18 protein-coding genes and 1 tRNA gene are annotated in these 24,845 nt (G+C 42.8%); 7 read left to right on the forward strand and 12 right to left on the reverse strand.

The window, feature by feature from the left end:
- Positions 1–18: 18 nt before the first annotated feature.
- From Q8M62_RS05590 to Q8M62_RS05600, 3 genes are all read right to left on the reverse strand, one after another.
- The gene (locus Q8M62_RS05590; protein ID WP_305668052.1) at positions 19–1,185 is read right to left on the reverse strand and encodes a YhcG family protein; all 1,167 of its coding nucleotides are present in this window, start codon (positions 1,183–1,185) and stop codon (positions 19–21) included.
- 158 nt (positions 1,186–1,343) lie between these two features.
- Entirely contained in the window at positions 1,344–4,061 is a 2,718-nt protein-coding gene (locus tag Q8M62_RS05595) for a DUF6797 domain-containing protein (RefSeq protein ID WP_304902465.1), read from the reverse strand.
- A gap of 452 nt (positions 4,062–4,513) precedes the next feature.
- Positions 4,514–4,816: a helix-turn-helix transcriptional regulator gene (locus Q8M62_RS05600; protein WP_304902464.1), complete on the reverse strand. Its 303-nt coding sequence runs from the start codon at positions 4,814–4,816 to the stop codon at positions 4,514–4,516.
- A 112-nt stretch (positions 4,817–4,928) separates the two neighbouring features.
- Between Q8M62_RS05600 and tcmP the strand changes: the two genes are divergently transcribed.
- Both tcmP and Q8M62_RS05610 read left to right on the forward strand, forming a co-directional pair.
- Positions 4,929–5,768 (forward strand): three-Cys-motif partner protein TcmP, encoded by an 840-nt coding sequence (gene tcmP / locus Q8M62_RS05605; RefSeq protein ID WP_304902463.1) that lies wholly within the window; start codon positions 4,929–4,931, stop codon positions 5,766–5,768.
- Between the two features lie 2 nt (positions 5,769–5,770).
- Entirely contained in the window at positions 5,771–6,499 is a 729-nt protein-coding gene (locus tag Q8M62_RS05610; protein ID WP_304902462.1) for a DUF5131 family protein, read from the forward strand.
- Positions 6,500–6,504: 5 nt separating this feature from the next.
- Here Q8M62_RS05610 and Q8M62_RS05615 read toward each other — a convergent pair whose 3' ends face one another.
- From Q8M62_RS05615 to Q8M62_RS05640, 6 genes are all read right to left on the reverse strand, one after another.
- Positions 6,505–7,674 carry an AbiH family protein gene (locus tag Q8M62_RS05615; protein ID WP_304902461.1) on the reverse strand — a complete coding sequence of 390 codons (1,170 nt, stop codon included), beginning with the start codon at positions 7,672–7,674 and terminating at the stop codon, positions 6,505–6,507.
- Between the two features lie 38 nt (positions 7,675–7,712).
- Positions 7,713–9,410, reverse strand: coding sequence for a restriction endonuclease subunit S (locus Q8M62_RS05620; protein ID WP_304902460.1), 1,698 nt, complete (start codon positions 9,408–9,410; stop codon positions 7,713–7,715).
- Positions 9,411–9,414: 4 nt separating this feature from the next.
- Complete coding sequence (locus tag Q8M62_RS05625) at positions 9,415–10,854, reverse strand: class I SAM-dependent DNA methyltransferase (protein WP_304902459.1); 1,440 nt, start codon at positions 10,852–10,854, stop codon at positions 9,415–9,417.
- Positions 10,854–13,241 (reverse strand): EcoAI/FtnUII family type I restriction enzme subunit R, encoded by a 2,388-nt coding sequence (gene hsdR, locus Q8M62_RS05630; RefSeq protein ID WP_304902458.1) that lies wholly within the window; start codon positions 13,239–13,241, stop codon positions 10,854–10,856. Before hsdR ends, Q8M62_RS05625 begins: the two co-directional genes overlap by 1 nt.
- Positions 13,242–13,357: 116 nt before the next feature.
- Positions 13,358–13,798, reverse strand: a complete 441-nt coding sequence (locus Q8M62_RS05635; protein ID WP_304902457.1) for a hypothetical protein — start codon at positions 13,796–13,798, stop codon at positions 13,358–13,360.
- A gap of 144 nt (positions 13,799–13,942) precedes the next feature.
- A tRNA-Asn gene (locus Q8M62_RS05640) sits at positions 13,943–14,016 on the reverse strand.
- Between the two features lie 267 nt (positions 14,017–14,283).
- On the opposite strand from Q8M62_RS05640, the gene Q8M62_RS05645 reads away from it, so the two are divergent.
- The 5 genes from Q8M62_RS05645 (at position 14,284) to Q8M62_RS05665 (ending at position 20,970) form a co-directional block, all read left to right on the forward strand.
- The gene (locus Q8M62_RS05645; RefSeq protein ID WP_304902456.1) at positions 14,284–14,739 is read left to right on the forward strand and encodes a (2Fe-2S)-binding protein; all 456 of its coding nucleotides are present in this window, start codon (positions 14,284–14,286) and stop codon (positions 14,737–14,739) included.
- 19 nt (positions 14,740–14,758) lie between these two features.
- A complete protein-coding gene (locus tag Q8M62_RS05650; RefSeq protein ID WP_304902455.1) occupies positions 14,759–17,059 on the forward strand; it encodes a xanthine dehydrogenase family protein molybdopterin-binding subunit in 2,301 nt (766 codons plus the stop codon).
- 690 nt (positions 17,060–17,749) lie between these two features.
- On the forward strand, positions 17,750–18,610 hold the full coding sequence (locus tag Q8M62_RS05655) for a hypothetical protein (protein WP_304902454.1): 861 nt from the start codon (positions 17,750–17,752) through the stop codon (positions 18,608–18,610).
- Positions 18,611–18,613: 3 nt separating this feature from the next.
- Positions 18,614–19,546 carry a citrulline utilization hydrolase CtlX gene (gene ctlX, locus Q8M62_RS05660; protein ID WP_304902453.1) on the forward strand — a complete coding sequence of 311 codons (933 nt, stop codon included), beginning with the start codon at positions 18,614–18,616 and terminating at the stop codon, positions 19,544–19,546.
- A gap of 749 nt (positions 19,547–20,295) precedes the next feature.
- Positions 20,296–20,970: a hypothetical protein gene (locus tag Q8M62_RS05665; protein ID WP_304902452.1), complete on the forward strand. Its 675-nt coding sequence runs from the start codon at positions 20,296–20,298 to the stop codon at positions 20,968–20,970.
- Between the two features lie 99 nt (positions 20,971–21,069).
- Here Q8M62_RS05665 and Q8M62_RS05670 read toward each other — a convergent pair whose 3' ends face one another.
- The 3 genes from Q8M62_RS05670 to ftsH all read right to left on the reverse strand — a co-directional run bounded on the left by Q8M62_RS05670 (position 21,070) and on the right by ftsH (position 24,790).
- A complete protein-coding gene (locus tag Q8M62_RS05670) occupies positions 21,070–21,900 on the reverse strand; it encodes a hypothetical protein (protein WP_304902451.1) in 831 nt (276 codons plus the stop codon).
- Positions 21,897–22,673, reverse strand: a complete 777-nt coding sequence (locus Q8M62_RS05675) for a UDP-2,3-diacylglucosamine diphosphatase (RefSeq protein ID WP_304902450.1) — start codon at positions 22,671–22,673, stop codon at positions 21,897–21,899. Before Q8M62_RS05675 ends, Q8M62_RS05670 begins: the two co-directional genes overlap by 4 nt.
- Before the next feature lie 62 nt (positions 22,674–22,735).
- Entirely contained in the window at positions 22,736–24,790 is a 2,055-nt protein-coding gene (gene ftsH, locus Q8M62_RS05680; protein WP_304902449.1) for an ATP-dependent zinc metalloprotease FtsH, read from the reverse strand.
- Between the last annotated feature and the right edge of the window lie 55 nt (positions 24,791–24,845).

Below are 24,845 nucleotides of genomic sequence, written 5' to 3' on the forward strand. Positions count from 1 at the left end.
AAAAAAATACCTGTTTTACTAGCTGTTCCATTTCTGTAATTCGTTGGTGATAAAGGCTTCAAGCAGTTCCTTTTTGGGTAATTCGAGAAGGTATTTGGAGACGAAGAGTTGATTGTCCATTCCGCTCAAGGCGTATTCAACCAGTTTTTTCCCCTTTCCAGTACATAGCAAAATACCTATCGGTGGGTTGTCATCTTTCCTTTTCACTTCTTCACGATAGTAGGCTACATAGGTGTTGAGCTGAGACAAATGCTCGTGCTTGAACGAATCTATTTTTAATTCAATTAATACATGACATTTTAAGATCCTGTGGTAAAACACAAGGTCCACAAAAAAGTAATCATCATCTATTAATATCCGCTTTTGGCGTGCCTCAAAACAAAAACCATGGCCAAGCTCCAAAATAAAGGCCTGCAAATGATCTAAAATGGCTGTTTCAAGGTCTCTCTCTTCTACCAAATGTGAAGCATTCAGCCCCATGAAATCGAAGAGGTATATTGATTTGATAGCATCAGTAGCCTGCTCTGGAATTATTTTTTGCTCTAATTGCTGGAAGGCCAACTCGGTTTTTTCCGACAAACCCACGCGCTCGTAAGCAAGTGTATCTATTTGCCGTTTTAATTCCTGAACACTCGGCGTTGTTTTAATGATTAATAATTCAAAAAAGATCCGCTTGGTTGGGTCCTTTATTTTAAGAAGTTCAACAAAATGAGTAAAAGAGATATGTTGGATTAGATGCCAGAGGTAGCTTTCATTTCGCTCAGTGAATTGTGCAGTTGCCGACTGCACAATTTCTTTTTGAAGGTTTGGAGAACCTGATAGTGCAGTTGATAACTGCATAATTTCAGGTAGTGATTTGTTTGGCGAATCCACCATTTGCGAAATCACATCATTTAATTCGATGTATGCCAGGTAAAATTGCCTGAATAATTTCAAGTTTCTGTTTCCTAAGCTCTTGGTATTTAATGAGTCAGCTAGTGTGTCAATTAAGCGACTTCCATACCTAGCTCTATCCTCTCCCTTTTGCTCAAACTCAACAATATAAAACCCAATCAGCCAATTTCGTAAAGTCAGGGACACGTTTACAGCCTTCGCCGCCTGCTGCTGAAAGTGCCCGTGGGTGTTGGATATTGTCTTTACTAATCGTTCAAAGTTCATTTGACCAGGAAGTTTAAATGTTTCCAAATTAGATTTTGGCTAAAGCCTCTTGATTTAAAATCGTGATTCACTGGAAGAACTAATTCACATTCCAATTGAAAAATAATTTCCTTCAAATCTTTTGAATTACCAACGGAGTATTTAGATATTATTTGAAGTTCATCACAAGCTGTAGCATATCGACCTTACTCCCGTCCTTCCCCCAATTGATGAATTGTATTCTGAACTAATCCGACTACAGCCTTTCCTCTTTCATCCTTAACCCGGTATTGGATTTCCATTCCCCAGGTTGGTTTGATCTGGGGGATGTCCAGCAGGATGGACTTTTTGTCTTTTCCAAGGGTTGCTTTGCTGACGGTCAAGGTTTGTTCATTGTAGTGCTTGGATCCGTATTTTCTGGATCGCAAAAGATCCCAAGTCTTCACCGTGTAGTGTGCAGTATCCGCGACACTTTTTGCATTCAGTTCGTCGGTGAAGTTGAGCTCAATTCCCTGGCTTGTTGCTTTGATTCCCACAGGAATGACCATGGGCTGATCCACTTTTCGGATCCGGTAAAGTCCTCCCAGTTGTGGCTGGGTGGAGCCCCAAGCGGAGAGTCCACAGAGGTACAATTGTCCGTCTCCGGGATTGAATCTGCCTCGCATCACCCCGGTAGAAAATCGCGGAACAGGCAACTCAAAAACCCCTCCCTGTACCTGTTCTCCGATTTTTTCAAAGGGTACCACAAAGACTTTTCCGTAGCCGTAGGACAAGTTCAGAAGTTTTCCATCTAAGGCTCCCCACTTTTTACTGTCCACCCACAGCAGTTCGGAAGGAGATTGATCCCGCTCCCGATCCACCCAAACGAGTGGGAGTTCCATCCCTTTTTCGGTGCTGTCGGCAGGGGGATTAAATCCAAACATATTGCCATAGAATCCGCCCTCTTTCACCCAATTGACCCGGTTCATCGGATTCCAATGCCCTTCCTGATCGGTTACGATGAAGTTGCCGTCAGGATTAAGGCAAACCCCATTGGCCGCTCTAAAACCGGTGGCAATGATTTCGGTCTTCTGCCCGTCTTTGCTCACTTTGATCAAGGTGCCATGTTGAGGAACCAAGGCCTCCCGGGCATGCCGGGCACTTTTGGCATAGTAGAAGTTGCCTTCTTTATCCGTCTGAAGACCCATGGCAAATTCATGGAAGTGGTCGGTCACCTGATGGTCATTGTTGAAGCTTTCGTAAAAGTCAGTTTCTCGGTCGCCATTGAAATCATGCAATTTGACCAGCTGATCTCTGCAAGTGACAAAGATTTCTTCATTGACGACTTTTATCCCCAAAGGCTGAAATAGGCCCGAAGCAATCCGCTGCCAGGTGAGTTTGCCGGAATTTTTTGTGAAGCCCTCCACCAACCAAACATCGCCGTCGGTAGAGCAAATCACCCCTTTGTTGGGATCTTTGAAAAAGTCCAGCCCGCTTAATCTAAACTGATTTTTCCATGGACTGTCAAAAGGCGGATTCATGATGTCCACCTGAAAGGGGCCTTCCTGTGTTCCTTGCTGAACCTCGGATGTTAGCCTTTGTGGATACCTTGCCGGGCCACCTTTGATGAGAGGATCCAATGCCTCAGGAGGGCTGGAGGTTTTGGCAAATTGCTGAAGTCCCTTCATTCCAGGTTTTCCCATCAGCAGTTTGATTTTGATAGGTTTGTAGGGAGCAATCTCCATCACAGTAAATCCTCCCTGCTCTTTCAAGACTGCCCCTTCTCCCACCAGGGCAACTGCGGTTCCGCTTGGAGCTATCCTCATTTTCAAGGATTTATCTGAAGGGGAAATATTCAGTGTTCGGGTGAATACCGGTTGATTTTCTACGGTTTCCAGCCCAAAGGTTTCCAGGACCTTCGCATTGCCAACGGTATAAGAAATGATCACCCGGTCCTGAAATTGATAGAGTCCCTTGAAATGCGCCCATTCCCGCGGCAGGGGTCCGAACTTTCGTTTATCCCGAGCAGTAAACCGAGGATCCTCAAAACTGCCTTTACTTGGATTGGCCCAGGAAGGTGCCACAGGATTTTCAAAATGAAGATCTCCTGCAGTTCTTGGAGAGATATTGTGCTTTCCGTTAAATAGAATTGCTTCCCAATCGATAAATCCATTTCCTGTCCAAGCCCCGGCTACCCGCATCAAATCGTGATCAAACAGCATCCAAGCTTTGCCCGCAGCCACTCCTCCAGGTCCTTGATCCAGTCTAACGGCGATGCCTTTGTAGGCAAAATTGGCTTTGGAAAAATTTTCATCCGGAAGCGGGGAAGGTCCCGAGGAGCGTTCCCTTGGAGTAGCATTCAGCCCCACTACTTCATAGGTATTGATCAGGAAGTTGCCATAGTCCATTTCGGCCCAGGGCTTAAACTCCTTGGGTGCAGGGCCTGTGGTGGTCCCGACAGGGAGGCTGGCTAAATAGGTGGAGTCGATTTCAAAGTACTGATCCGAACTGTCTTTTTGCAAAAAAGTCTCGCGCAGGTAATTGATGATGTCATACTTTTCTACAGGTGTCAGATTGACTTGTGGAGGCATGGACCCATAGCCACGGGTGAGCGTCTGATAGATTGAGTAGGGATCATTTCCCACTTTAAATTTGTCCTCCCAAAATTTGAAAGCTGTGGGAATCGAGCCCACCTGATCGGGATTCCCATGACAATTGAAGCAGATATTGTTGTAGATATGCTCTCCTGTGCGAATCGACTCGTCATGCCGATCGTCCAGAGCAGTAAGGAGTCCTCGGTGGTCTATGTCTTTTTCATAGTCAGGCAGGTCGGATTCGGAAAGGGTAAATCCGGTAGGGGATTCGGCTTCTTTTTTACTCGGATTGCATCCGAAAAAAATCCACAGCGCAAAAAGGGAATAAGCAAATGAGTAAAGTCGATGCATAGTGAAGGCGGTTGGTGGTATAATTTATTGATTATTACCAGAAAAAACACCGGGGAATTAGCTTTGAATATATTCTTACCAAAGACCAAGAAATCCAGCCCGGATTAGTGGCTTTTTCGGGTTTGACTTTTGCATGAGTTATTATGATAGAGAAAAAGTTGGTTTCTTTGACTTCATCCCGAAGGGATGACCTGTTTATAGAAAATCGAAATAGAAGGAATTATTCGACCCAGAGGGGTCGTACCATTCTCTCACCTTTTCCTTTCTATAGACATTTGACCCATTCTGGGTCTGTAGCTTTTTATTTACAGGGAACAATGCCGAGCTGCCAATTCGCCTTCTTTTTCAAACAATGGGGTGGTAAAAACAAAAAGAAAACTGGCCGAGAACTCAATGGACAAACCTATGATGAGATACCTGACGTGGAATTGGAAAAGTTTATTTAGAAATTTTTACTCATTTCCAGCCAAAATAACCAGCAATTCTATCCTGAGGATTTCCTCTAGCTTGGCAATGGTAGAAAGTTTAAAATCATTGTCTCCCTTTACCAGTTTGCTTACTTGCTGTCGACTAACGCCTAAAGCATTAGCAAGATCGGTTTGATTCCAGCCTTTATCGTCAAGTGCATCCAAAATGCGGAACGAAATCCTAGTTGACTTCTTAAGCCATGCTTTATTTTTGATTCTGTATTCGACTTTTTCTTTCCAGTTGGAAGGATGATTTTGTGCTGCCAGATTTTTTAATTTTTCTTCCATATTGTTCAGTTAATATTTTTTAGAAAAATTGGATTCCACTCAAAAATACCCAGTACAGGGTATTTTCCATTCCTAATTATTTCTTTTCTTTAGCAAACTGCTTAAACAGCTCATGAATAGATTTAATCCGATCCAAAATATTGAAAATGACGGCTTAGAGATAATGGAAGTTGGAAACTGGGCTCAAAAGAAATATAAATTGGTTGGAAAGTACTGTGATATTTTCACTTCTGGAATGAAGAATAAATGGGACCTAGTTTACCTTGATCTTTTTTCTGGCCCCGGAATTGTCAAAATCAAGGAAACGCCAAATCTTTTGAAAAATTCGGCACTCATAGCAATGTCCTTACCCAATTCATTTAACCATTATGTTTTAAATGATTATTCCTCGAATACTGTAAAATCTCTTCAACAAAGAATTGAAAGACTTCATCCTGACAAATCTTATCAACTTTATAATGAAGACGCAAACCAAGTAGTGGATAAGATTTTTGATGAATTGCCAACTTATTTGAAGATTTCCAAACCACTTTTTTTCGCTTTTATTGATCCGTTTTCATTAAGTCTTCATTTTGAGACCATAAAAAAACTTTCGGCTCGGCAGGTTGATATCTTGGTATTACATGCTCTCCAAATGGATGGAGTTAGAAATATGGGGCACTACATTAGTGAAAATAACCCTAGATTAAATCTGTTCTTTGGTAATTCTGATTGGAGATTAAGATTAACAGAAGAAAAGGTGGCGAAAGGGCAATTTGTAAAATTTTTATCCGATGAGTTCGATAACAGTATTAGAAAATTAGGCTATAAAGCTGCGATTATAAAGGAAAGAATAACAAATAATCAAGGGAGTGGAATCTACTATCTTTCATTTTATTCGAAGCATGAAAGAGGATTGGATTTCTTTGAAAAAGTAAGGAAAGGGAATAACGACCAATTTGAATTGTTTTAATTATGGCACAAACCTCAATTGAATGGACCGAACTGACCTGGAATCCGGTCACGGGCTGCACGAAAATCTCGGCAGGCTGTAAATTCTGCTATGCGGAAGTAATGACTAGGCGGCTTCAGGCCATGGGAGTGGAGAAGTATAAAGCCGGTTTCAAAAAGGTCAGAATCCACGAAGATGCCTTGGGTATTCCTTACTCATGGAAAAAGTCAAAAGTGGTCTTTGTCAACTCCATGTCAGATCTTTTTCATAAAGATGTACCTCTGGAATTTATCCAAAAGGTTTTCCAGGTCATGAAAGACAATGGCCAGCATGTCTTCCAAGTTCTGACCAAACGGGCGGAGCGGCTCGCTGAAATCAGCCACCTCTTGCCTTGGTCTCACAATATTTGGATGGGCGTGTCTGTAGAAGATGATAGGGTCTTGGACAGAATTGATTTTCTTAGGAAGACTGGTGCCAGAGTTAAGTTCCTTTCCTGCGAACCGCTAATCGGTCCTTTACCAAATATGAATTTGGAAGGGATAGACTGGGTCATCGTCGGTGGGGAAAGCGGCCACAAGGCCCGACCTATGGATTCGGAATGGGTTTTGGAGATTCAGGAGCAATGTCAGAATGTGAAAGTCGCCTTCTTTTTTAAACAATGGGGCGGTAAAAACAAGAAAAAGGCAGGCAGAGAACTGAATGGGCAGACTTTTGATGAAATGCCTGAGGTGGAGTTGGAGAGGTTTAATTGAGAATTTTATTTCTCGTCTTTTGGCTGGACCATAGGTTCACATTTTGTCTTATTCACAACTTTGGCTCTCAAATCAGCCTTGTTTTTAAAATGTCTTGCGATGGCATAGCTCTTTTGTTCGTAATCATCTTTTCCATTGTTTGAATAATAGAAATTCTTAATGGAAATACAGTTTTCATTTTCAAAAATGGTATTCAACAAAGTACGATCAGATAACCCACAGGAATGACCATAAAGATGAACTTGAAATGGTCCATTATTAATGAATTCCAGCATCTTTCTGTAGTGATCAAAATGTAAATATTTGAATGATTTAATATGCTCGAATAGGACATCATTATTCAAGTTTTCGAATTCCAAATAGTCCTTATCCAACTCGTCTCCATATCCAAAAACTATCCCTTGTTTTGTTATATCGTCTCCATATAACTCTCCGTGAATAGGGATATATATTGGATTAATCACTCTGATTTTTTCTAAATATTTGAGTGGTAACGAAGTGTAATTGAAATTTAAAACACAGATTCCTTTTGGTATTAAATTTTTTCTGATGGTATTTGGAATTGTTTCATTTATCGAAATATTCTGCGTGAATTGTTTAAATAATCCGTCTGATACAATTAATTCAACTCTTTGGATTTCTTCCTTTAAATAGTGATTTAATTTCTTTTTCAGGGATTCAAGATCACTATTTACTTTGGTGATTTTCTTTGAATCATTAGTCTTGCTTGCAATTCGTAAGAATTCAAAAAATACTAACTCGATATCCACCCATGATTTTTCTTCAATTGAATGAAAAATACTTTTTAAAAATTCTGATTGACGCTCTACTGTGATTCGATCTCTTTTTTTAACATCCATGAATTTTTCATAGACTTTAGATTTCTCAAGAGTTTCTAAATTTATATTTAAATCAGAAAAATAAACATGAGAAGTGATAGAGATCAAGTCATCTTCATAATGCAAATTCCTTTTTATTTTGCTTAAGATCTTATATGAATAATCTTCAATAAAATCTTTAAAACTTGTTTTCAATCCATGAGCAAGATCAAATCCATTTCCAATAATTATAAGCCTGTTTGCCTCTTTATAATTATCAAATATGGAAGAATCAAATTGAGGAGTATGCCTATTCATTAATCCTTCTAAATCAGGAATTCTTATCTTTTCATTCATTGAAGAATTCGATTAGTTATTTATGAGAAGTTTAGAAACTACACCACCTCTCTCAAACAACTCTGCATCCAGTGTTCTTGGGTGGTTTGATGGGTTTCGATTTCTTGTTCTAAATGATCACATAAAGCCATTAAGGAGTTGACTTTTTCTACTATACATAATTGCTCTTGAAGAGTGCAAACAGGAAATGGAACACAAAGAACTCGGTCGGGAGAAGTATGTCTTACTTTTATTCCAGTACATGTTCTAGCCAACTCATTTCTAAAGAAGGAGCTATTAAAGAATAAGAAAGAAAATTCTGGAAGGACAATCTTTGAATCAAAACTCATTTTCCCTAGTCGTTGGTTGTGTAGGTATACCATTCCATTATCAGGTATAAAAGCTGGACTCCCAAGTAACCCTGCCGCTTGCTCGGTCATAGGGATAATTAAATCACCTGGTTTTAGAATAAACTCTGGATTGACAGGTCCATAGTAGTACTTTCTTTTATTTTCACGATCACGAAAACCTCCATTTTCATGAAAATTTCCTGGAGTAGTTAAAACATAAGGTGTTGGATCACTTGTGAAAAAGTCACTACTAAAGGCATAACCATGCTTTAGTTCACAAACATCACCAAGACGAAACCATTCCCAACTTTCAGGTAGGGAGAAGTGTTTTTCATTTTCTTTAATAGGTAAATCCCATTTTGGTTTTTGCTTTATTGTTTTCTTTTCTGCTTTGTTCTGTCGCTCTTTTTCTGCTTTGATTTTTTCCAAGAGTGGAGAAGCATGGTCAACTTCGACTCCCTTCAGTCTAACTTCGGATCTCCAGTGATGCGTCAATTTCCCTTGAACAGCCAATTGTAAAATGCTTTCCCGGAGTTTTTTGATATTTTCCTTTTCGGTAAAGAAAGTGCCGAAATGTTCCTGTAAAAATGCCCACTGACTGGCGGTATCTTGTTCTGCAGCTTGGGTCAACTGATTCAAGCCAGAAGTCACAAAATCTGACTTAAGCTGAATTCGCTCTTTCGTCAAAGCTTCCAATTGCTCCACTTCTGCAAACAATTGATTGACCACTTCTACAATGGCTTTTTGTTCTTCAAGGGGAGGAAGTCCTATTATTTCCAAAAGTAAATTTTTGGTGTCGAGGTGTGGAATAGCCGCACCAATCATGTTCTCATTTGCTCTCTGATAATCTTGTAAAAAAATTATCTTGATATATTCTTTAATAAATGGAGGTGTCTCAATAATTGCCAATGTTGAACCAACAATTCCATTTTTTCCATTTAAAACTAATCCACTTCTTGAGCCATCACAAACAACTAGGATATCATCCTCAGTACATTTTGGAGCTTTTTTATCATTGCTATATCTTCTAACATTCCCCCTATCAAGTGCTTCAATATCTTGATAGGGAAAGGCTTTAACTGATTCAGATAAATCAGCCGGATTCTTTCCTTTTTGTAGGCTAAAAAGCTCATGGTTTCTTACTTGAATCCAGTTTTGAGGTAAATCTAGTTTTAACTCGCTTTCATATTTTTCAGATTTAACCCTTCTCCCCTTTCTTGCTAGTTGTTCGGAATTATGTTTTTTAATTCGATCCAGCAACTTTCCTGAAGGTTCCACAGTCGGATTTTCCTCTCGCCATTTCTTTGTCAATTTCCCTTGCACGGCTAATTGAAGGATCAATCCTTTCAGCTCTTGGGCGTTTTTGGGATGTAGCGTCAGCTCCTTAAAATGTTCTAATAACTGCATGGGCTTAGCGTAGCGCTTCGGTTAAAACCTTGATAATCTCCTCCTGTATTTCGGAGATCTTCTTTTCGCTTGCCTGATATTTCTTTAGCAAGACTTCAGGACTTGCCAGATTATCAGCCTCCTGATGGGGATTTTTGATATCCAGATTGTATCCCCGGTTTTTGATCTCTTCAGCAGAAACCTTCCAAGCATGTTGGCTGTAGGCTTCATTTTCCCGATCATTCCACCAGGCTTTTTCCAAGTCAAACTCCTTGATATGGATCGGTTTGCCCTTGTTGTAGCTCTTGACTCCATCCGGATAGGGATGCTCGAAATACCAGATCTCTTTGGTCTGTGGTCCTTTTTCGAAGAACAGCAAGTTGGTCTTAATTCCGGTGTAGGGATTAAACACGCCATTGGGAAGGCGCACGATGGTGTGCAGATTGCAGCGCTCCATCAGTTCTTCTTTGATTCGGGTTTTCACACCTTCGCCGAAGAGGGTGCCATCCGGCAAGACAACGGCACATCGACCGCCGTCTTTCAGCAGTCGGATGATCAGGGCCAAGAATAGATCGGCGGTTTCCTTGGTTCGGAACTTCTGTGGGAAATTCGTTTCGGTCCCGTCTTCTTCCACCCCGCCAAAAGGAGGGTTAGTAAGGATAATATCCACCTTGTCACTCGCTCCCCAGTCCGCATAAGGCTTGCTCAGGAGATTGTCTCTCCGCACCGCAGGCACATCAAAGCCATGCAGCATCAGGTTGGTGGTGCATAGCAAGTGGGGTAGGGGCTTTTTCTCTATCCCACGAATAGTGGCTTGGAGATCACGCTCGTCTTGGTCGTTTTGAACCAGTGTTTTCTTGAAATCAATCGCGCAGGTAAGGAATCCGCCCGTCCCGCAAGCAGGGTCAAGAACTGTTTCCTTGAGTTGGGGATTGATAATATCCACCATAAACTGCGTCACCGCCCGCGGAGTGTAATACTCTCCCGATGAACCCGCCGACTGCAATTCTTTAAGAATCGTTTCGTAGAGGTCATTGAACAGGTGTCGGTCTTTGGAACTGTTGAAATCGATGCGGTTGATCTGATTGATGACCTGACGGAAGAGCGTTCCGTTTTTCATGTAGTTGTAGGTGTCCTCAAATACAGACCGGATAATCTTGGCTTGCGGGCTGATGCTGAAATCGAGTTCTTTCAAAGCTGGAAACAGCTCATTGTTGATAAAGTCCATCAGGGCATCGCCTGTCAGGCCTTCCTCGTTGGCGGCCCAAGTTTGCCATTTCAGTCTATTGGGAATCGGGCTTTGGTAGCCCTCGATGGTGATTTCCCATTCTTCTTCCTTATCTGCAAAAATCTTCATAAAAAGCATCCAGACCATTTGTGAGATGCGCTGTGCATCTCCGTCTACTCCTGTGTCCTTCCGCATGATATCGCGGATGCCTTTAATGTTGGTGGTAATTGTACTCACTAAGCGATGGATTTATATATTTCGTTTTCTAACTCTTTAATAGCGGCTTCAAAATCTTTTGTCTTACCAAATTCTCTAACTATTTCCACGGGTGACCCTAACTGAACAAACGGCTGTGCTTTTAGAAGACCTTTTTGTTCTATAGTAGTGATTCCCTCTTCTTCATACTTATCCAAAAGGGCATTCAATACCGCCTGAGCTTTTTCACTGTATTTGGCAAAGTAATTCCGCTTGCGAACCTGCTCCGCCCGTTCCTTGCGAGTCAGCGGAGGCATATCAAAAGCCACATGGCAGATCAAATCAAACGCATCCATATCCTTGCCCACTTCCTCCCGCAAGGCATCAAGCAGAATTCCCTGCTCTGCAAGTTCCGCAAATAGCACCTCTTTCTTCTCTGTTTCTGTCCATCGCTTGATAAAAGCATCTAAGGAGCTGAAGTTCTGATCAATGTTTTTTCGGGTGTAATCCTTCAGGGATTCCGTGATCAATCTTCCGTCCGCTCCAAAATATTGAACCCGTTCATTGATTACCGTCACAGGAACATTGTTGACATAATACTTTCTTGGTTCGGGGTCCGGGTCAGGCTCGGGGATGTTGATATCAGGTGGAGTTGGGTTCAATTCTGGGCGATCATGATCATTTACTTCATCAAAATCTTCTGACTCTTCTGATTCCCCCTCTACTTCCGGCGGGACTGGAGAATCGTCGATTCCAGGTTCGTAGATCTGAACCGGATCTCCATCAAAATCAGGATCAGCAAAAAGGTTGGTGGCTTTTCGGAAATCCATAATCGTGAAATATAGCTTTCCTTCGGCTTCCCGGATTCTTGTGCCTCTTCCCACGATCTGCTTGAATTCCGTCATCGAAGCGATGTTGGCTTCCAGCACGATTAGCTTGACCATTTTGGTGTCAATTCCTGTAGTCAGCATTTTAGACGTGGTTGCGATGACCGGGAATCGTTCTTCCACATCGGTAAAGTTGTCCAGTTCGCGTTTCCCGATCTCATCGTCACCTGTGATTTTGACGACATAATGCGGATGCTTTGATACCAGATCAGCATTGGCGTTGATCAGAGCCTGTCGCATTCGCTGGGCATGTTCGATATCGATGCAGAAGACAATGGTCTTGGCAAATCGGTCGGTGGCTTTTAGGAATTGGGTAATCTTCTCGGCAATCAGCTGAGTTCGCTGATCGATGACCATTTTACGGTCGTAGTCCTTGAGATTATAGATTCGGTCTTTGATTTCATTACCGTATTTATCCAGCATTCCGGCAGAGGGTCGCCAGCCTTCATCCAAGTTGGTGGTGATTCGGACCACTTTATAAGGTGCCAAAAAACCGTCCATAATTCCCTGTTTGAGAGAATAGGTATATACAGGTTCGCCGTAGTAATCCATATTGGAAATATCCTTGGTCTCCTTAGGCGTAGCAGTCATACCGATCTGTGTGGCCCCTTCGAAATACTCCAAAACCTCCCGCCAAGCGGATGCCTCAGAAGCTGAACCCCGATGGCACTCGTCCACAACGATCAGGTCGAAAAAGTCTCTACTGAACTCCCTATAAGCGTTTTTTTCTTCTTCGTTGCTGGTCAAGCCCTGATAAAGCGCAAAGTAGATTTGGTAGGATTTATCAATCTTTCGGTTTTTGATGATATGCATGATATCATTTCCGAAAGGGGAGAAGTCACCATTTTTGGTTTGAGTCAATAAGGCATTTCGATCTGCAAGAAATAGAATCCGTTTTTTGATGCCTGTTTTCCAAAGCCTCCAGATCAGGTTGAAAGCGGTGTAAGTTTTACCGGTTCCGGTTGCCATGACCAACAGGATTCGATCTTGGTCTTTTGCAATGGCTTCGATGGCTCGGTTGACAGCATTCGCCTGATAATACCTTGGATTCATTCCAGAGTCATCGGCATGATATTCTTGCTCTATGATTTCCCTTTCCTTGGGAGTTTCGATTCCTTTATAGTTCAGGTATTTCTCCCAAAGTTCCTGAGGAGAGGGGAAATCGGACATGGAAAGCTCCCTTTCACGGGTTTCGCCATTCGTCTTGTCATGGAATACAAAAGAGTCGCCATTGGAAGTAAAGACAAAGGGAAGCTGAAGAATCTCTGAATACTCCAGGGCCTGCTGCATCCCAGCTCCGATTCCTTTGTTATTGTCTTTAGCTTCAATGATCGCTATTGGAATGTTTTTCTTGTAGTAAAGAATGTAATCCGCCCGCTTTCTTGTGCCTCTGGTATGGAGAGATCCTTGTACGATGATTCGCCCATCAGTAAAAAACACCTCTTCCCGGATCTGTTTTTGAATATCCCAACCCGCTTTTTTCAAAGCAGGGGTAATGAACTTCGTACAAATGTCTCGTTCGGTGAGGCTCTTTTTGTGCATTGGAAAAAATCAGAGGAAAAGATTGATCTCTAAATATATTAGTTTATGTCAAAAGAGAAAAAATAAAAGGAAAATGAACGGAAAATTCCTTTTGAATCAATTCAGGTTTTCTTTTCTCAGTACGAGAGCGAATTATAGCCCAAAGCCTGTAACTGGAGCATGCGTATGGTGTAGGTTTCTACCACATCCAATCCCGAAAAAAGCTGCTCTTTGGTGACGCCAAGTCTTTTCATGGCTACACTACAAATACTAACCCGGACTTTACCCTTGTATTTCTGAAAATACTCTTCAAGTTCAGAATCTTTCACCATCGTTTTGACGACCGGGCCTTTCACTACAATTTCAAAATTTTCGATTCCGACGCCATTTTCCATAAAGGTATCATAGACCGATAAAGCGCTTTTGAGGCCATCCTCGTCTTTTACTCCGAAGACGTAGTTTGGTGTTTTATTGAGGTCAGAGATGGTTTCTTTCTCAAGGATTGTCTGGCCGAAACTGGTTTCGTTGGCCAGAAAAATGAGCGTAAGTGCAATGATGCACCAAAGTGATTTTTTCATAGTCGAGGCAGGGTTTGGGAATTCCTAAAAGACAAGAGGTTTAAAAGTACCAATTTTGTAGGAAAGCTAGGGATTGAGCCAAAACGAAAAGAAAGAAGAAATAAAAAAAGCCTCAAATCTGATGATTTAAGGCTTTTTGTTTTGCTCCCCCTCTAGGGCTTGAACCTAGGACCCCATGATTAACAGTCATGTGCTCTAACCAACTGAGCTAAGGAGGAATTTGGTTTGTTTTTGATATCCCTTTTGGAAATCGTGTTGCAAATGTAGTGCATCCACATTTTATTCCAAATGTCTTTTTAAAAAAAACTTGGATTCTCCGGCTTTTGACCTAGTTCTGTTTCTTTTTCAGGGACTTATTTTTTTAACTTATTAAACTTTCAAAGAAAAAGTATTTTAGCGCACGCTGTGCGGATGAATTATCCAGACGGATAATATTCAATTCTTTTCCCTAACTTTTATCTTCCCAAAATAGAAATTACCAACCTATGGAAAATTATACACTTTCGATCAACGGAAAATCGCAGGATGTCACTGCGCCCGAAGACATGCCCCTGCTCTGGGTGATTCGGGATTTATTGGACATGAAAGGAACCAAGTTCGGTTGCGGTCAGGCGCTTTGCGGGGCCTGTACGGTTCATTTGGACGGTGAGGCGGTAAGATCCTGCAGTCTGCCGATTTCTCAGGTAGGAAGTGGGAAAATCACCACCATCGAAGGACTTTCAGCGGACGGAGACCATCCGCTTCAAAAAGCTTGGGTGCAGCACGTGGTTCCGCAATGTGGCTACTGCCAATCGGGTCAGATCATGAATGCGGCAGCCTTGCTCGCCAAAAATCCGAGTCCTTCCGAATCGGACATTGAAACTGCCATGGAAGGAAATCTCTGCCGCTGTGGCACCTACAATCGTATTAAGGATGCCATCCTCACCGCTTCCAAATCCTAAACCCTAAATCAGCAAAGTCATGATGCCTAAATTGCCATTTTTGAATAAGCAGAAGACAGGGTCTTCAACTTCAATCAGTACAAGTGACCGGAGTGAGATTTTCAGAGCTTCCAGAAGGGATTTTCTGAAAATCGGTTCGCTGGCCGCAGGAGGATTTGTATTGGGAGTCAACTTCCAATGTAGCGGACCCAAGGGCGAGCTGATCTCTTTTGCACCAAATGTCTTTGTCAGTATCGGTTCGGATAATATCGTCACCATCCTGGCGCACCGGTCAGAGATGGGAACCGGTATCCGGACTTCCCTGCCGATGATCGTAGCCGACGAGCTTGGAGCGGACTGGAGCAAGGTGAAAATCATTCAGGCGGAAGGGGACGAGGACAAGTACGGAAACCAAAATACAGACGGTTCTTTTTCTGTCAGGATGTTTTACGAACCTATGAAAAAGGCTGGAGCCACTGCCCGGCACATGTTGGTGCAGGCTGCTGCAAAAGAATGGAGAGTCGATCCATCCGAATGTGATACCGAGGCAAGCCATGTGATTTTAAAAGGTTCAAGCAAAAAGATTCCATTTGGTGACCTGGTCGCTCAGATTAAGGAAATGGAAATTCCCAAGCCGGAGGACCTTCAGATGAAGGATTTTTCAAGCTACAAGCTGGTTGGAAAAGACGTTCCCATTTATGATGCGAAAGATATCGCTACGGGTAAGGCGGTTTTTGGAGCCGATGTGAATCTTCCAAATATGCTGATCGCCGTTGTCCAAAGAAGTCCTGTAGTTGGAGCAAAAGCGACATCCTACAATGATGAAAAAGCTTTGGCGATTCCGGGAGTTAAAAAAGTGATAAAAATTGACGGACCTGGTCTTCCGGCCGGCTTGGATAAGCCATTGGAAGGCCTTGCTGTTTTGGCTGAAAATACCTGGGCAGCGATCAAAGGAAGTCAGGCTTTGGAGATTGAATGGGATTTGGGTCCAAATCAAACCTACAATTCCGCCAATCAATTGCAAAGTATGTTGAAAAGTACAGCGGCTAAAGGCACGGTCAAGCGAGAGCGGGGAAACTTCAATCAGGCAAAGTCTTCCTCCGGAAAAATTATGGAAAAGACCTATTTGGCTCCTTTTTATGCACACTCAACAGTGGAGCCACCAGCTGCCATTGCCGATGTGAAGGCGGATGGCTCGGTAGAAATCTGGGCGCCAAGTCAGCATCCACAGTGGGCCAGAGGTGCTGTGGCTGGCGCTTTGGGAATAGATGTTTCAAAAGTCAAATTGAATGTCACATTGCTCGGAGGAGGGTTTGGGCGAAAGTCCAAGCCGGATTACGTCGTGGAAGCAGCATTGCTTTCCAAGGCAGCCGGAGTTCCTGTTCGGGTTCAGTGGACCAGAGAATGCGACCTTCACCATGATTATTACCACTCTCACAGTGCACAGCGTATTGTCGCTACCCTGGATGGCAGCGGCAATCTGACAGGATGGAATCACCATACTGTTTTTCCTGCGATTGGATCAACCAATAGCCCCGGCCTACCTTCGGATGGGGAATTGGATTTGGGATGCCGGGATTTCCCTTACGATGTGCCAAACATCCGGATCGAAGCTCATGAATCCACTGCGCATACTCGGGTGGGTTGGCTGCGTTCGGTGAGCAACATTCACCATGCCTTTGCGATCTGTACCATGCTGGATGAGATTGCCGAGACCCGCGGGATAGATCCGATAGATCAGGCCATCCAACTTTTGGGTGAGGACAAGGACCTGGCTTTTGCAAGTGAAATGATAGGAGATTACGGAAACTACGGAGAGAAAATTGAAGATTTCCCCTGGAATACCGGACGAATGAAAAAAGTCATCCAGACAGTAGCTGAGAAGTCAAATTGGAAGCAGAAACTTGCGGATGGCAAAGCAGTTGGCTTTGCTGCGCATAAAAGCTTCCTGACCTATGTGGCCTGTGTGGTGACGGTGGAAAAAGATGCTGCAGGTAACCTCATCATTCCGGAAGTTTACTATGCGGTGGACTGTGGAATCGGTGTAAATACAGATCGTATCCGTTCCCAGTTTGAAGGAGGCGCTCAGTTTGCCACGAGTTTGGCGATGACTTCGGCAATCACTTTTGAAAATGGCAAGGTCCAGCAAAACAACTTTGACACCTACAAGGTCATCCGGATGCCACAAGCTCCCAAAAAGACCTTTGTCGAGATTATACCAAGTATGGAGAAGCCAACAGGAGTAGGGGAGCCACCTGTTCCGCCATTTATTCCTGCCTTGGCAAATGCGATTTATAAGTTGACAGGAAAGAGGAATTATGAATTGCCTTTTAAGGCTTAAGTTGAAGTAGGTAGTTTTCGGGGCCTTATTTGCTTGGGGAAAGTAGGTAAGCGGTAAAAAGTAAGTGGTGAGTTGTAATGTACGACGACTCACTACTTACTATTCACTACTCACAACTTACTGTTCACTACTCACAACACTTACAGGGGACATCCCGCCTAAGGTAACTGAAAACTAATTACACAAAATGGCTTCGACTCCGCTACCGATGGCGGATTGCATTAAATTTTGTTTTTACTAATTATTCGAAATTATATTCCGATTTAATGAAGTGAGATTTCTCACCATGAACAAGTTAATTCTGGTTCTAAGCTTAGGTTATTCTTTTTCTTCGTTCTTTTGGCTTGACCCAAAAGAACCAAAAGGTCAAGATTTGCCAAAGCTCCAACCGCACGAGGCCGAACGCTGGCTCGCTCCTGCCTGCTGCAGGCAGGGGCAAATCCTCCCACCGCGCCCTTCCGATCGATGTTTTGTTTACGCAGGTTAAATCAAATGTGGTTTTACATTTATTGACTTACTTGGTGTGCAAAACCCTGTCATTTCCTTTTTGTATGTTCGCAGAATATTTCCAACTCAGCTTGACATCCTGCTGCCAACCGCGACTGCGTACTGATTGTTTTTCAATTGAATTAATAGGAAGGTTTCTTACTTTTTCAGTCAAAAACCATCATTTCCCGTATTTTTGACTTGATGTATAAATTACTTTCTTTCTTCCTCCTTCTTTCATTTTCAGGATTTGCACAGCAAGTTTCTGATTCGATCTTTGAATCCGGAATTCTGATTCGATCAATTGAAAATCCTGTTTTGGAGGAAATGAGTGGCTTGGCTTTTTCCAAAAATCATCCTGATAAATTCTATACACATACCGACAGCGGGGGAGAGGCGACTGTTTACGTATTGGATTCTCTGGGAAATGAAATCGGGAAGATTGTGCTGAAGGATACAGAAAATCGGGATTGGGAAGATATCGCAGTGGGGCCTGGACCCGGTGGAAAATCCTATGTCTATGTGGCGGAAATCGGGGATAATGCGGGTGTCCATAAGTCTGTGAAGATTTATCGTTTTTTGGAACCCTCTATAATCGAAAAGAAGATTACCGTAAAGCCCGAGGTTTTGAAATTCACCTACCCAGAGGGTGCTATGGACGCAGAGAGTTTGTTTGTGGATCCTATTTCGGGAGATTTGTTTATCGTGTCCAAGCGGGATAAGAAAAACACGGTTTTCTGCCTGAAATCCGATGATTTTGGAAAAAAAGAGGTAGTTGCAACAGCGGTGGGCAAACTCCCATTTACCAGTGCAACAGCAGCAGACATCAGTCAGGATGGTTCAAAAATCCTGATCAAAAACTACTTTAAAATTTACTACTGGGATAGAAAACAGGGTGAAACCGTGGCCGATGCCCTATCAAGAAGCCCGAAGGAATTGCCCTACGTGCCCGAGCCGCAAGGGGAGGCCATTGGCTTTCAGCCGGACGGAAAAGCCTATTACACCATCAGTGAAAAGCGCTATAATATTCATCCGGTTTTGTACCGCTATCCAGCCAAATACTAAGTTATGCAGACCAGCTCCACGATTCTGATGGTTCGTCCCGCCAACTTTGGATTCAATCCGGAGACGGCTGAAAATAACTTTTACCAGAAGCAGGATTCCCGATCCCAAGATGAAATCCGACAATTGGCTCGAGCGGAATTTGATGGATTTGTAGCTCTGCTACGTGATCAAGGTGTGAGAGTGGTGGTGATTGAGGACACAGACTTTCCTGTTAAGACGGATTCGGTTTTTCCGAATAACTGGTTTAGCACACATGGGGATGGGAAGCTGATACTTTATCCGATGTTTTCCCCCAACCGGAGACTGGAACGGAGAAAGGACATCATTGAGCAGTTGATGCATCTGGGCTTCAATGTGAATGAAATCATTGACCTGAGTTTTTTTGAGGACAGTGGGCAATACATGGAAGGCACGGGAAGCATGGTGATGGACCATCAGGCTAAGGTGATTTATGCCTGCTATTCCCAACGCACGCATCCTGTCCCTTTGGACTATGTAGCCAAGATTCTGGGGTACTCCGTGATTGGCTTTGAAGCTTCTCAGGAGATCGACGGTGTGAGCAGTCAGATTTATCATACCAATGTGATGATGCACGTGGGGACCGATTTGGCAGTGGTGTGCCTGGATAGCATCCCCAAAGCTTCAGAGCGAAGAATGGTGCAGGAATCTTTGACCAAATCCGGGAAGAAACTGATTCCGATTACGGCCAAGCAAAAATTCAATTTTGCGGGAAATATGCTGGAAGTAAGCAATGATGGGGGCGAAAAATTCACCGTGATGTCTCAAGCTGCCTTGGATGCGCTCAATGTGGGGCAGATCCAACAAATCGAAAAGTACACGACCATCATCAGTCCTGCTATTCCGACCATCGAAAAACTAGGTGGAGGCAGTGCCAGGTGTATGATGGCTGAGATTTTTTTACCGAGAACTCAGTAGTAGGAATCGCCCATGTGAGTGTCTCCACTCACGTGATTTCCCACTCCTAATCTTCCAATTCAAAATCTTTGCTTTTGTGAATGTCTCCGCTCAATTGATTCTCAAGCCACACACAGACAATGCAAATGATCCATTTGGGATGAAGTGAGTGGAGATATTCACTTCGGCAGAAAGCAAAAACATTATAAATTGAACCGTGAGTGGCGACACTCACGGAGGCGGAGATTTAAAACCATCAAAAAATACCCTATATAGGGTATTGCTCTGATTATTTTTTAGCTCTACTTTTCTGATATTCTTCAATTTAACCATAAACTTTTCTGAAAACTTATGAAATCAAACAATCAAACAATCAAACAATCAAACCCTCTGGGGATTTCCCTGTGAGAAATTTGGAGATTTTAGCTTTTAGGTATGAATGTGGTATAACTAAGTTGAAAAAGAACTTAAGTCTTTTTGGACTCCTTATCTTACTTTTCGCTTGTGATAAGTTTAATACAGGTCAATTCCCCGAAAATCCTGTCAATCTTGGTGAACTTAACTCATCCTTTGATGATATAAATTCTGATATTCCATTTGTAAACCACGAGGTTCAATTGGTTTTTTCAACAAATCGTGGAAATAATCAATCTTTAGATTTTAATCTGGTTGTTTCAAGTATTGATTTTAATTGGGATAGATCTGATGGAATACTTTTGGTTAATTCTTCAAACAAACTTTTCGATGCGAAATTTCAATCTTTTAGAGATATGGTTCGCAGAACAGAATCACCCGCCCATGAAAAGGGGCCTTACAGTTTTCTTGAAAGTGAAGGCAATCGGGTGCTTCTATTTAGCAGAGAAAATGATGGAGTTTATTCAATTTTTTCTGAACAAGAAAAACCTTCTATCGGTGCAAGAATTACTCAAAATCATCAAATTTTGAATGAAAAGTCTAATGAAATGTACCCCTGTTTTTATGGGAAAGATTTTATAAAAGGAATTGATAATACACCTTCGCGTCCTGAAAAAATGATTTTTTCCTCTGATAAGGATGGTAAGTTTGATATCTATGAAGCAGCTATTCCAGTAGGTCAAAGCCCACTTCAGTTTCTTAGCCAAAGCAATTCAAAAACTATTCAAAAGCTATCATTCAATACTTCCTCTAATGACCACATGCCTTTCGTCTATGGCGATTTGTTGGTCTTCTCTTCCGATCGACCGGGAGGATTTGGGGGGTATGATTTGTATTATTCCCAGAAAACTGCCAATGGTTGGACAGTGCCGATCAATTTTGGTCCAAAGATCAATTCCGAATTTGATGAATACAGGCCTGTCGTCTCTGAACAGCCAGAATTTAGCAATCGTTTGATGATCTTTTCCTCCAACCGTCCAGGGGGGTTGGGAGGATTTGATTTGTACTTCGTAGGGATTCCGAAGTTTTAGAAAATTACAAGGATCAATATATTTTCGGAGAAAGAAAGGTTTTAATTAGAGAAGTGAGTGGATATTCACTTCGGCAAGACACTCATCACGTTGGAGAATTTACTTCAAACGGTTTAGGGATTCAGGCAGGACATAAACGTTGATCCCATTTTTTACCACAAAGGTGATGATCTCCCGACCAATCTGCACTGATTCTATTCCTTTCACAGGGGTTGGTCCCAAATCAGTTACGACCTTGGTCGAAATCGAATACATTTTCAGATTTTCTCCATCGACCCAAAACAGATGTTCGTTGTAGAAACACATCCTTTGGTCGAATTGGAGATCCGCTTTTTGGATAAAATTCCCCTGATTGTCAAAAATGAAAATTCCCGTAGTCGGGACATTCATGAATAGGCGGTTTTTGAACTCCCGGATTTCGGTCACTTTCAGATCAACTGAATTTAAAATCAAATTGAGGGGCTGCGATTGAATAATGATATTTCGGAGATAGTCCAGACTTTTCAGCGAAAGATCAGATTCATCCCAAATCCAGATGATGTTGTTGTTTCCCAAGGTTGCAGCTTTGGGGAGGGTGATGGTATTGATTAATAAGCTGTTTTCGGCAATCGGGTTCAGGAAGCGATCCATGATTCGATACGCTTGAAGATCGGCCGAAAAGGTGAAAATATTGACCGTCCAGGAAGCTTCCAATTGGTGAATCCTGGCTTGCCGGGTAGGAGAGAAGAGGTTGAGCTGCTTACCGGATTTGTTAAAAAGGTATACATCACCTGTAGCGTTACTTACAAAAATTTGGTCCCGTGTATCGAGAGAAACCAAATCTAAGTTATTCAACTTGATCTCTGAAATCGGGTTTCCGTACTCAAGTTTATCCTGAGCTAAAAGCACATTGGAGAGCAGCCAAAAAACCAGAATCGGTGCGTGCTTCATTTTTCGAAAGTCATAAGTTTTCCACCTGCGGCATCAAACTCCAAATACGTATTTTGGGAGACCCACTCCCCCAGATTGAAGTAGGTCGATTTTTCACCAACAGGAAGCTCCAAGGGAAGGTGCCGATGTCCGAAGATGTAAAAATCATGATGAAATCGGGATTCCAGGTCTTTGCAATATTGCCATAGCCATTCATCTTCATTCATGAAGCGATTTTCATTTTTACCCATGTTGGTGATTCGACTTCGGCTTGACCATGCTTTGGCAAGTTTAACACCAAGATCAGGATGAAGCCATCTGAACAGCCAATTTGCAAAGGGATTGGTGAAAACAGTTTTGAGGAATTTGTATGAATTATCTCCCGGGCCCAAGCCGTCTCCATGTCCTACCAGAATTTTTTTTCCTTCAACAGATAGCACAATCGGGTGATGATATACCGGTATTCCCAGCTCTCTGGTGAAGTAGTCTTTCATCCAGAGATCATGATTTCCTGTGAAAAATAGGATGGGAATTCCCTGCTCCCTGATTTGGGAGATCTTTGAGATGAATGGAATAAACCCTTTAGGAATGACTTCACCGTATTCAAACCAAAAATCAAAAATATCTCCTACCAAAAAGATGGCAGCGGCATCATTTGAAATCGAATCGAGCCAACGGATGATTCGTTTTTCTCTGATTTTACTTTCCGTTTCATTCGGTGCTCCCAAATGAAAGTCAGAGGCAAAATAGAGTTTTTTCCCTTTCAGAGAAAAGTCAAGAGGTGCAGCTTGCATGTAAATAGATAATGTCGTGGAGCAAAAATAAAAAAGCCCCGATTGGAACGGGGCTTTTGTACTTATTTTTCTGTCTTGACTTCCGGCAGCTCTACTTTTTCAATCTCGGTTTCAGCTTCTTTGGCCCCTTCTTTCACTTCTTCCGGGGCGATGATCACCTTGTCCTTCTTGTTGGTGAAGGCTTGATACGTCGTCTCCTTGTCGAAAGGCCGCTTTCCGATCAGTTTTTCCAAGTCAGCCTGGAATAGGATTTCTTTTTCCAAAAGCTCTTTGGCCAGAATCTCCAAGTGATCCCGGTGTTCTTTCAGAAGATCGAGCGTACGGGTATAAGCAGATTGGATCAATTTGCTCACTTCCTGATCAATCATCTCAGCGGTTGCTTCAGAGTAAGGCTTGGTCATTTTATAACCGTCAGCCTTGCTGTCATAGAAGGAAATGTGTCCTAATTTTTCATTCATTCCATAGACCGAAACGATGGAATAGGCCATCTTGGTGATCCGTTCCAGATCGCTCAGTGCACCGGTTGAAATTTTCCCAAAGATGATCTCCTCAGCAGCACGTCCACCCAGGGTCATACACATCTCATCAAACAACTGCTCTGTCTGATAAAGAAATTGCTCTTTTGGCAGGTATTGAGCATAACCCAAAGCCGCCACTCCACGAGGTACAATACTCACCTTTACCAAAGGATCGGCATGCTCAAGAAACCAGCCTGCTACAGCGTGTCCCGCCTCATGATAGGCAACAATTTTCTTTTCATCAGGGGAGATGATTTTGGTTTTCTTCTCCAATCCGCCGATCACCCGATCCACTGCGTCCTGAAAATCCTGCATATCCACCGCAGTTTTGTTTCTTCTTGCGGCAATCAAGGCGGCTTCGTTACACACGTTGGCGATTTCGGCACCGGCAAATCCCGGAGTTTGGGCAGCCAGTTTTTTAGGATCGATATCCTCAGCGATTTTGATCGGCTTCAAGTGCACTTTGAAGATAGCTTCACGGCCATTGATATCCGGCTTGTCAATGGATATTTGTCTGTCAAATCGACCCGCTCTCAATAGAGCGCTGTCTAGGACATCAGGTCTGTTGGTGGCGGCAAGTACAATTACGCCAGAATCGGTACCGAAGCCATCCATTTCTACAAGGAGTGAGTTCAGGGTATTCTCTCGCTCGTCATTTGAACCAGGCATTTGGCCCTTTCCTCTGGATCTACCAATTGCATCAATTTCATCAATGAAGATGATACAGGGTGCTTTTTCTTTGGCCTGCTTAAACAAGTCACGCACTCGTGCTGCTCCTACACCGACGAACATCTCGACAAAGTCAGAACCTGAAAGTGTAAAGAATGGTACTCCTGCCTCACCGGCTACAGCTTTTGCAAGCAAGGTTTTACCGGTGCCCGGAGGGCCTACCAGCAGTGCACCTTTTGGGATTTTACCTCCCAGTTTGGTGAATTTCCCGGGGTTTTTGAGGAATTCTACGATTTCCTGAATTTCTTCTTTGGCTTCATCCAATCCGGCAACATTGTCAAACGTGATCTTGACTTTGTTTTCTGCATCAAAAAGCTGAGCTTTTGACTTACCCACATTGAAGATTTGTCCTCCCGGCCCGGAGGGTCCGGCCATTCTTCGCATCATAAACCAGAAGAATACGAATAGCAAAATCAGGAACCCAAAGCTTCCGAAATAACTGCTCCAGTTTTCTTCATTGGTCACAGAAGCGCCAATCCTGCTTTCTTCAGGCATTTTTTCTTCCATAGCCTGAAAGTCAGTCTGGAACTTATCCGAAGTGGTCACTTGCAGCGCGTAGTGTGGCCCAGTCGGATTGAAAAAGGAAGAATTGGATTCTAACTCAGTCTTGTATTTGGCGTTTTGTAAAGCGGCAGGTTTCAGGGTAACATCTACCCTGTTCATGTTTCGGACGATTACTACCTTGGCGACATCTCCGGACATGTACATGTCTTCAAAGCGCTTCTGCGTGATATCAATCACTGCCCCGCGCTGTTGGATCCATGTCAATCCCAGAAGTACCATTACGGCAGCAATAATCAACCAAAGTTGAAAATTGGGTTTTTGAGGTGCCTTAGGAAGTATGCTTTTATTCTTATTTTTTTCGCTCATCGCTTTTGTGGTAATTCTTTAAGATTATGCTAAAACGGATTAACCATTTGAAAGT

Origin of the sequence: Algoriphagus sp. (assembly GCF_030694375.1) — a bacterium.
Taxonomy (GTDB): Bacteria; Bacteroidota; Bacteroidia; order Cytophagales; family Cyclobacteriaceae; genus Algoriphagus.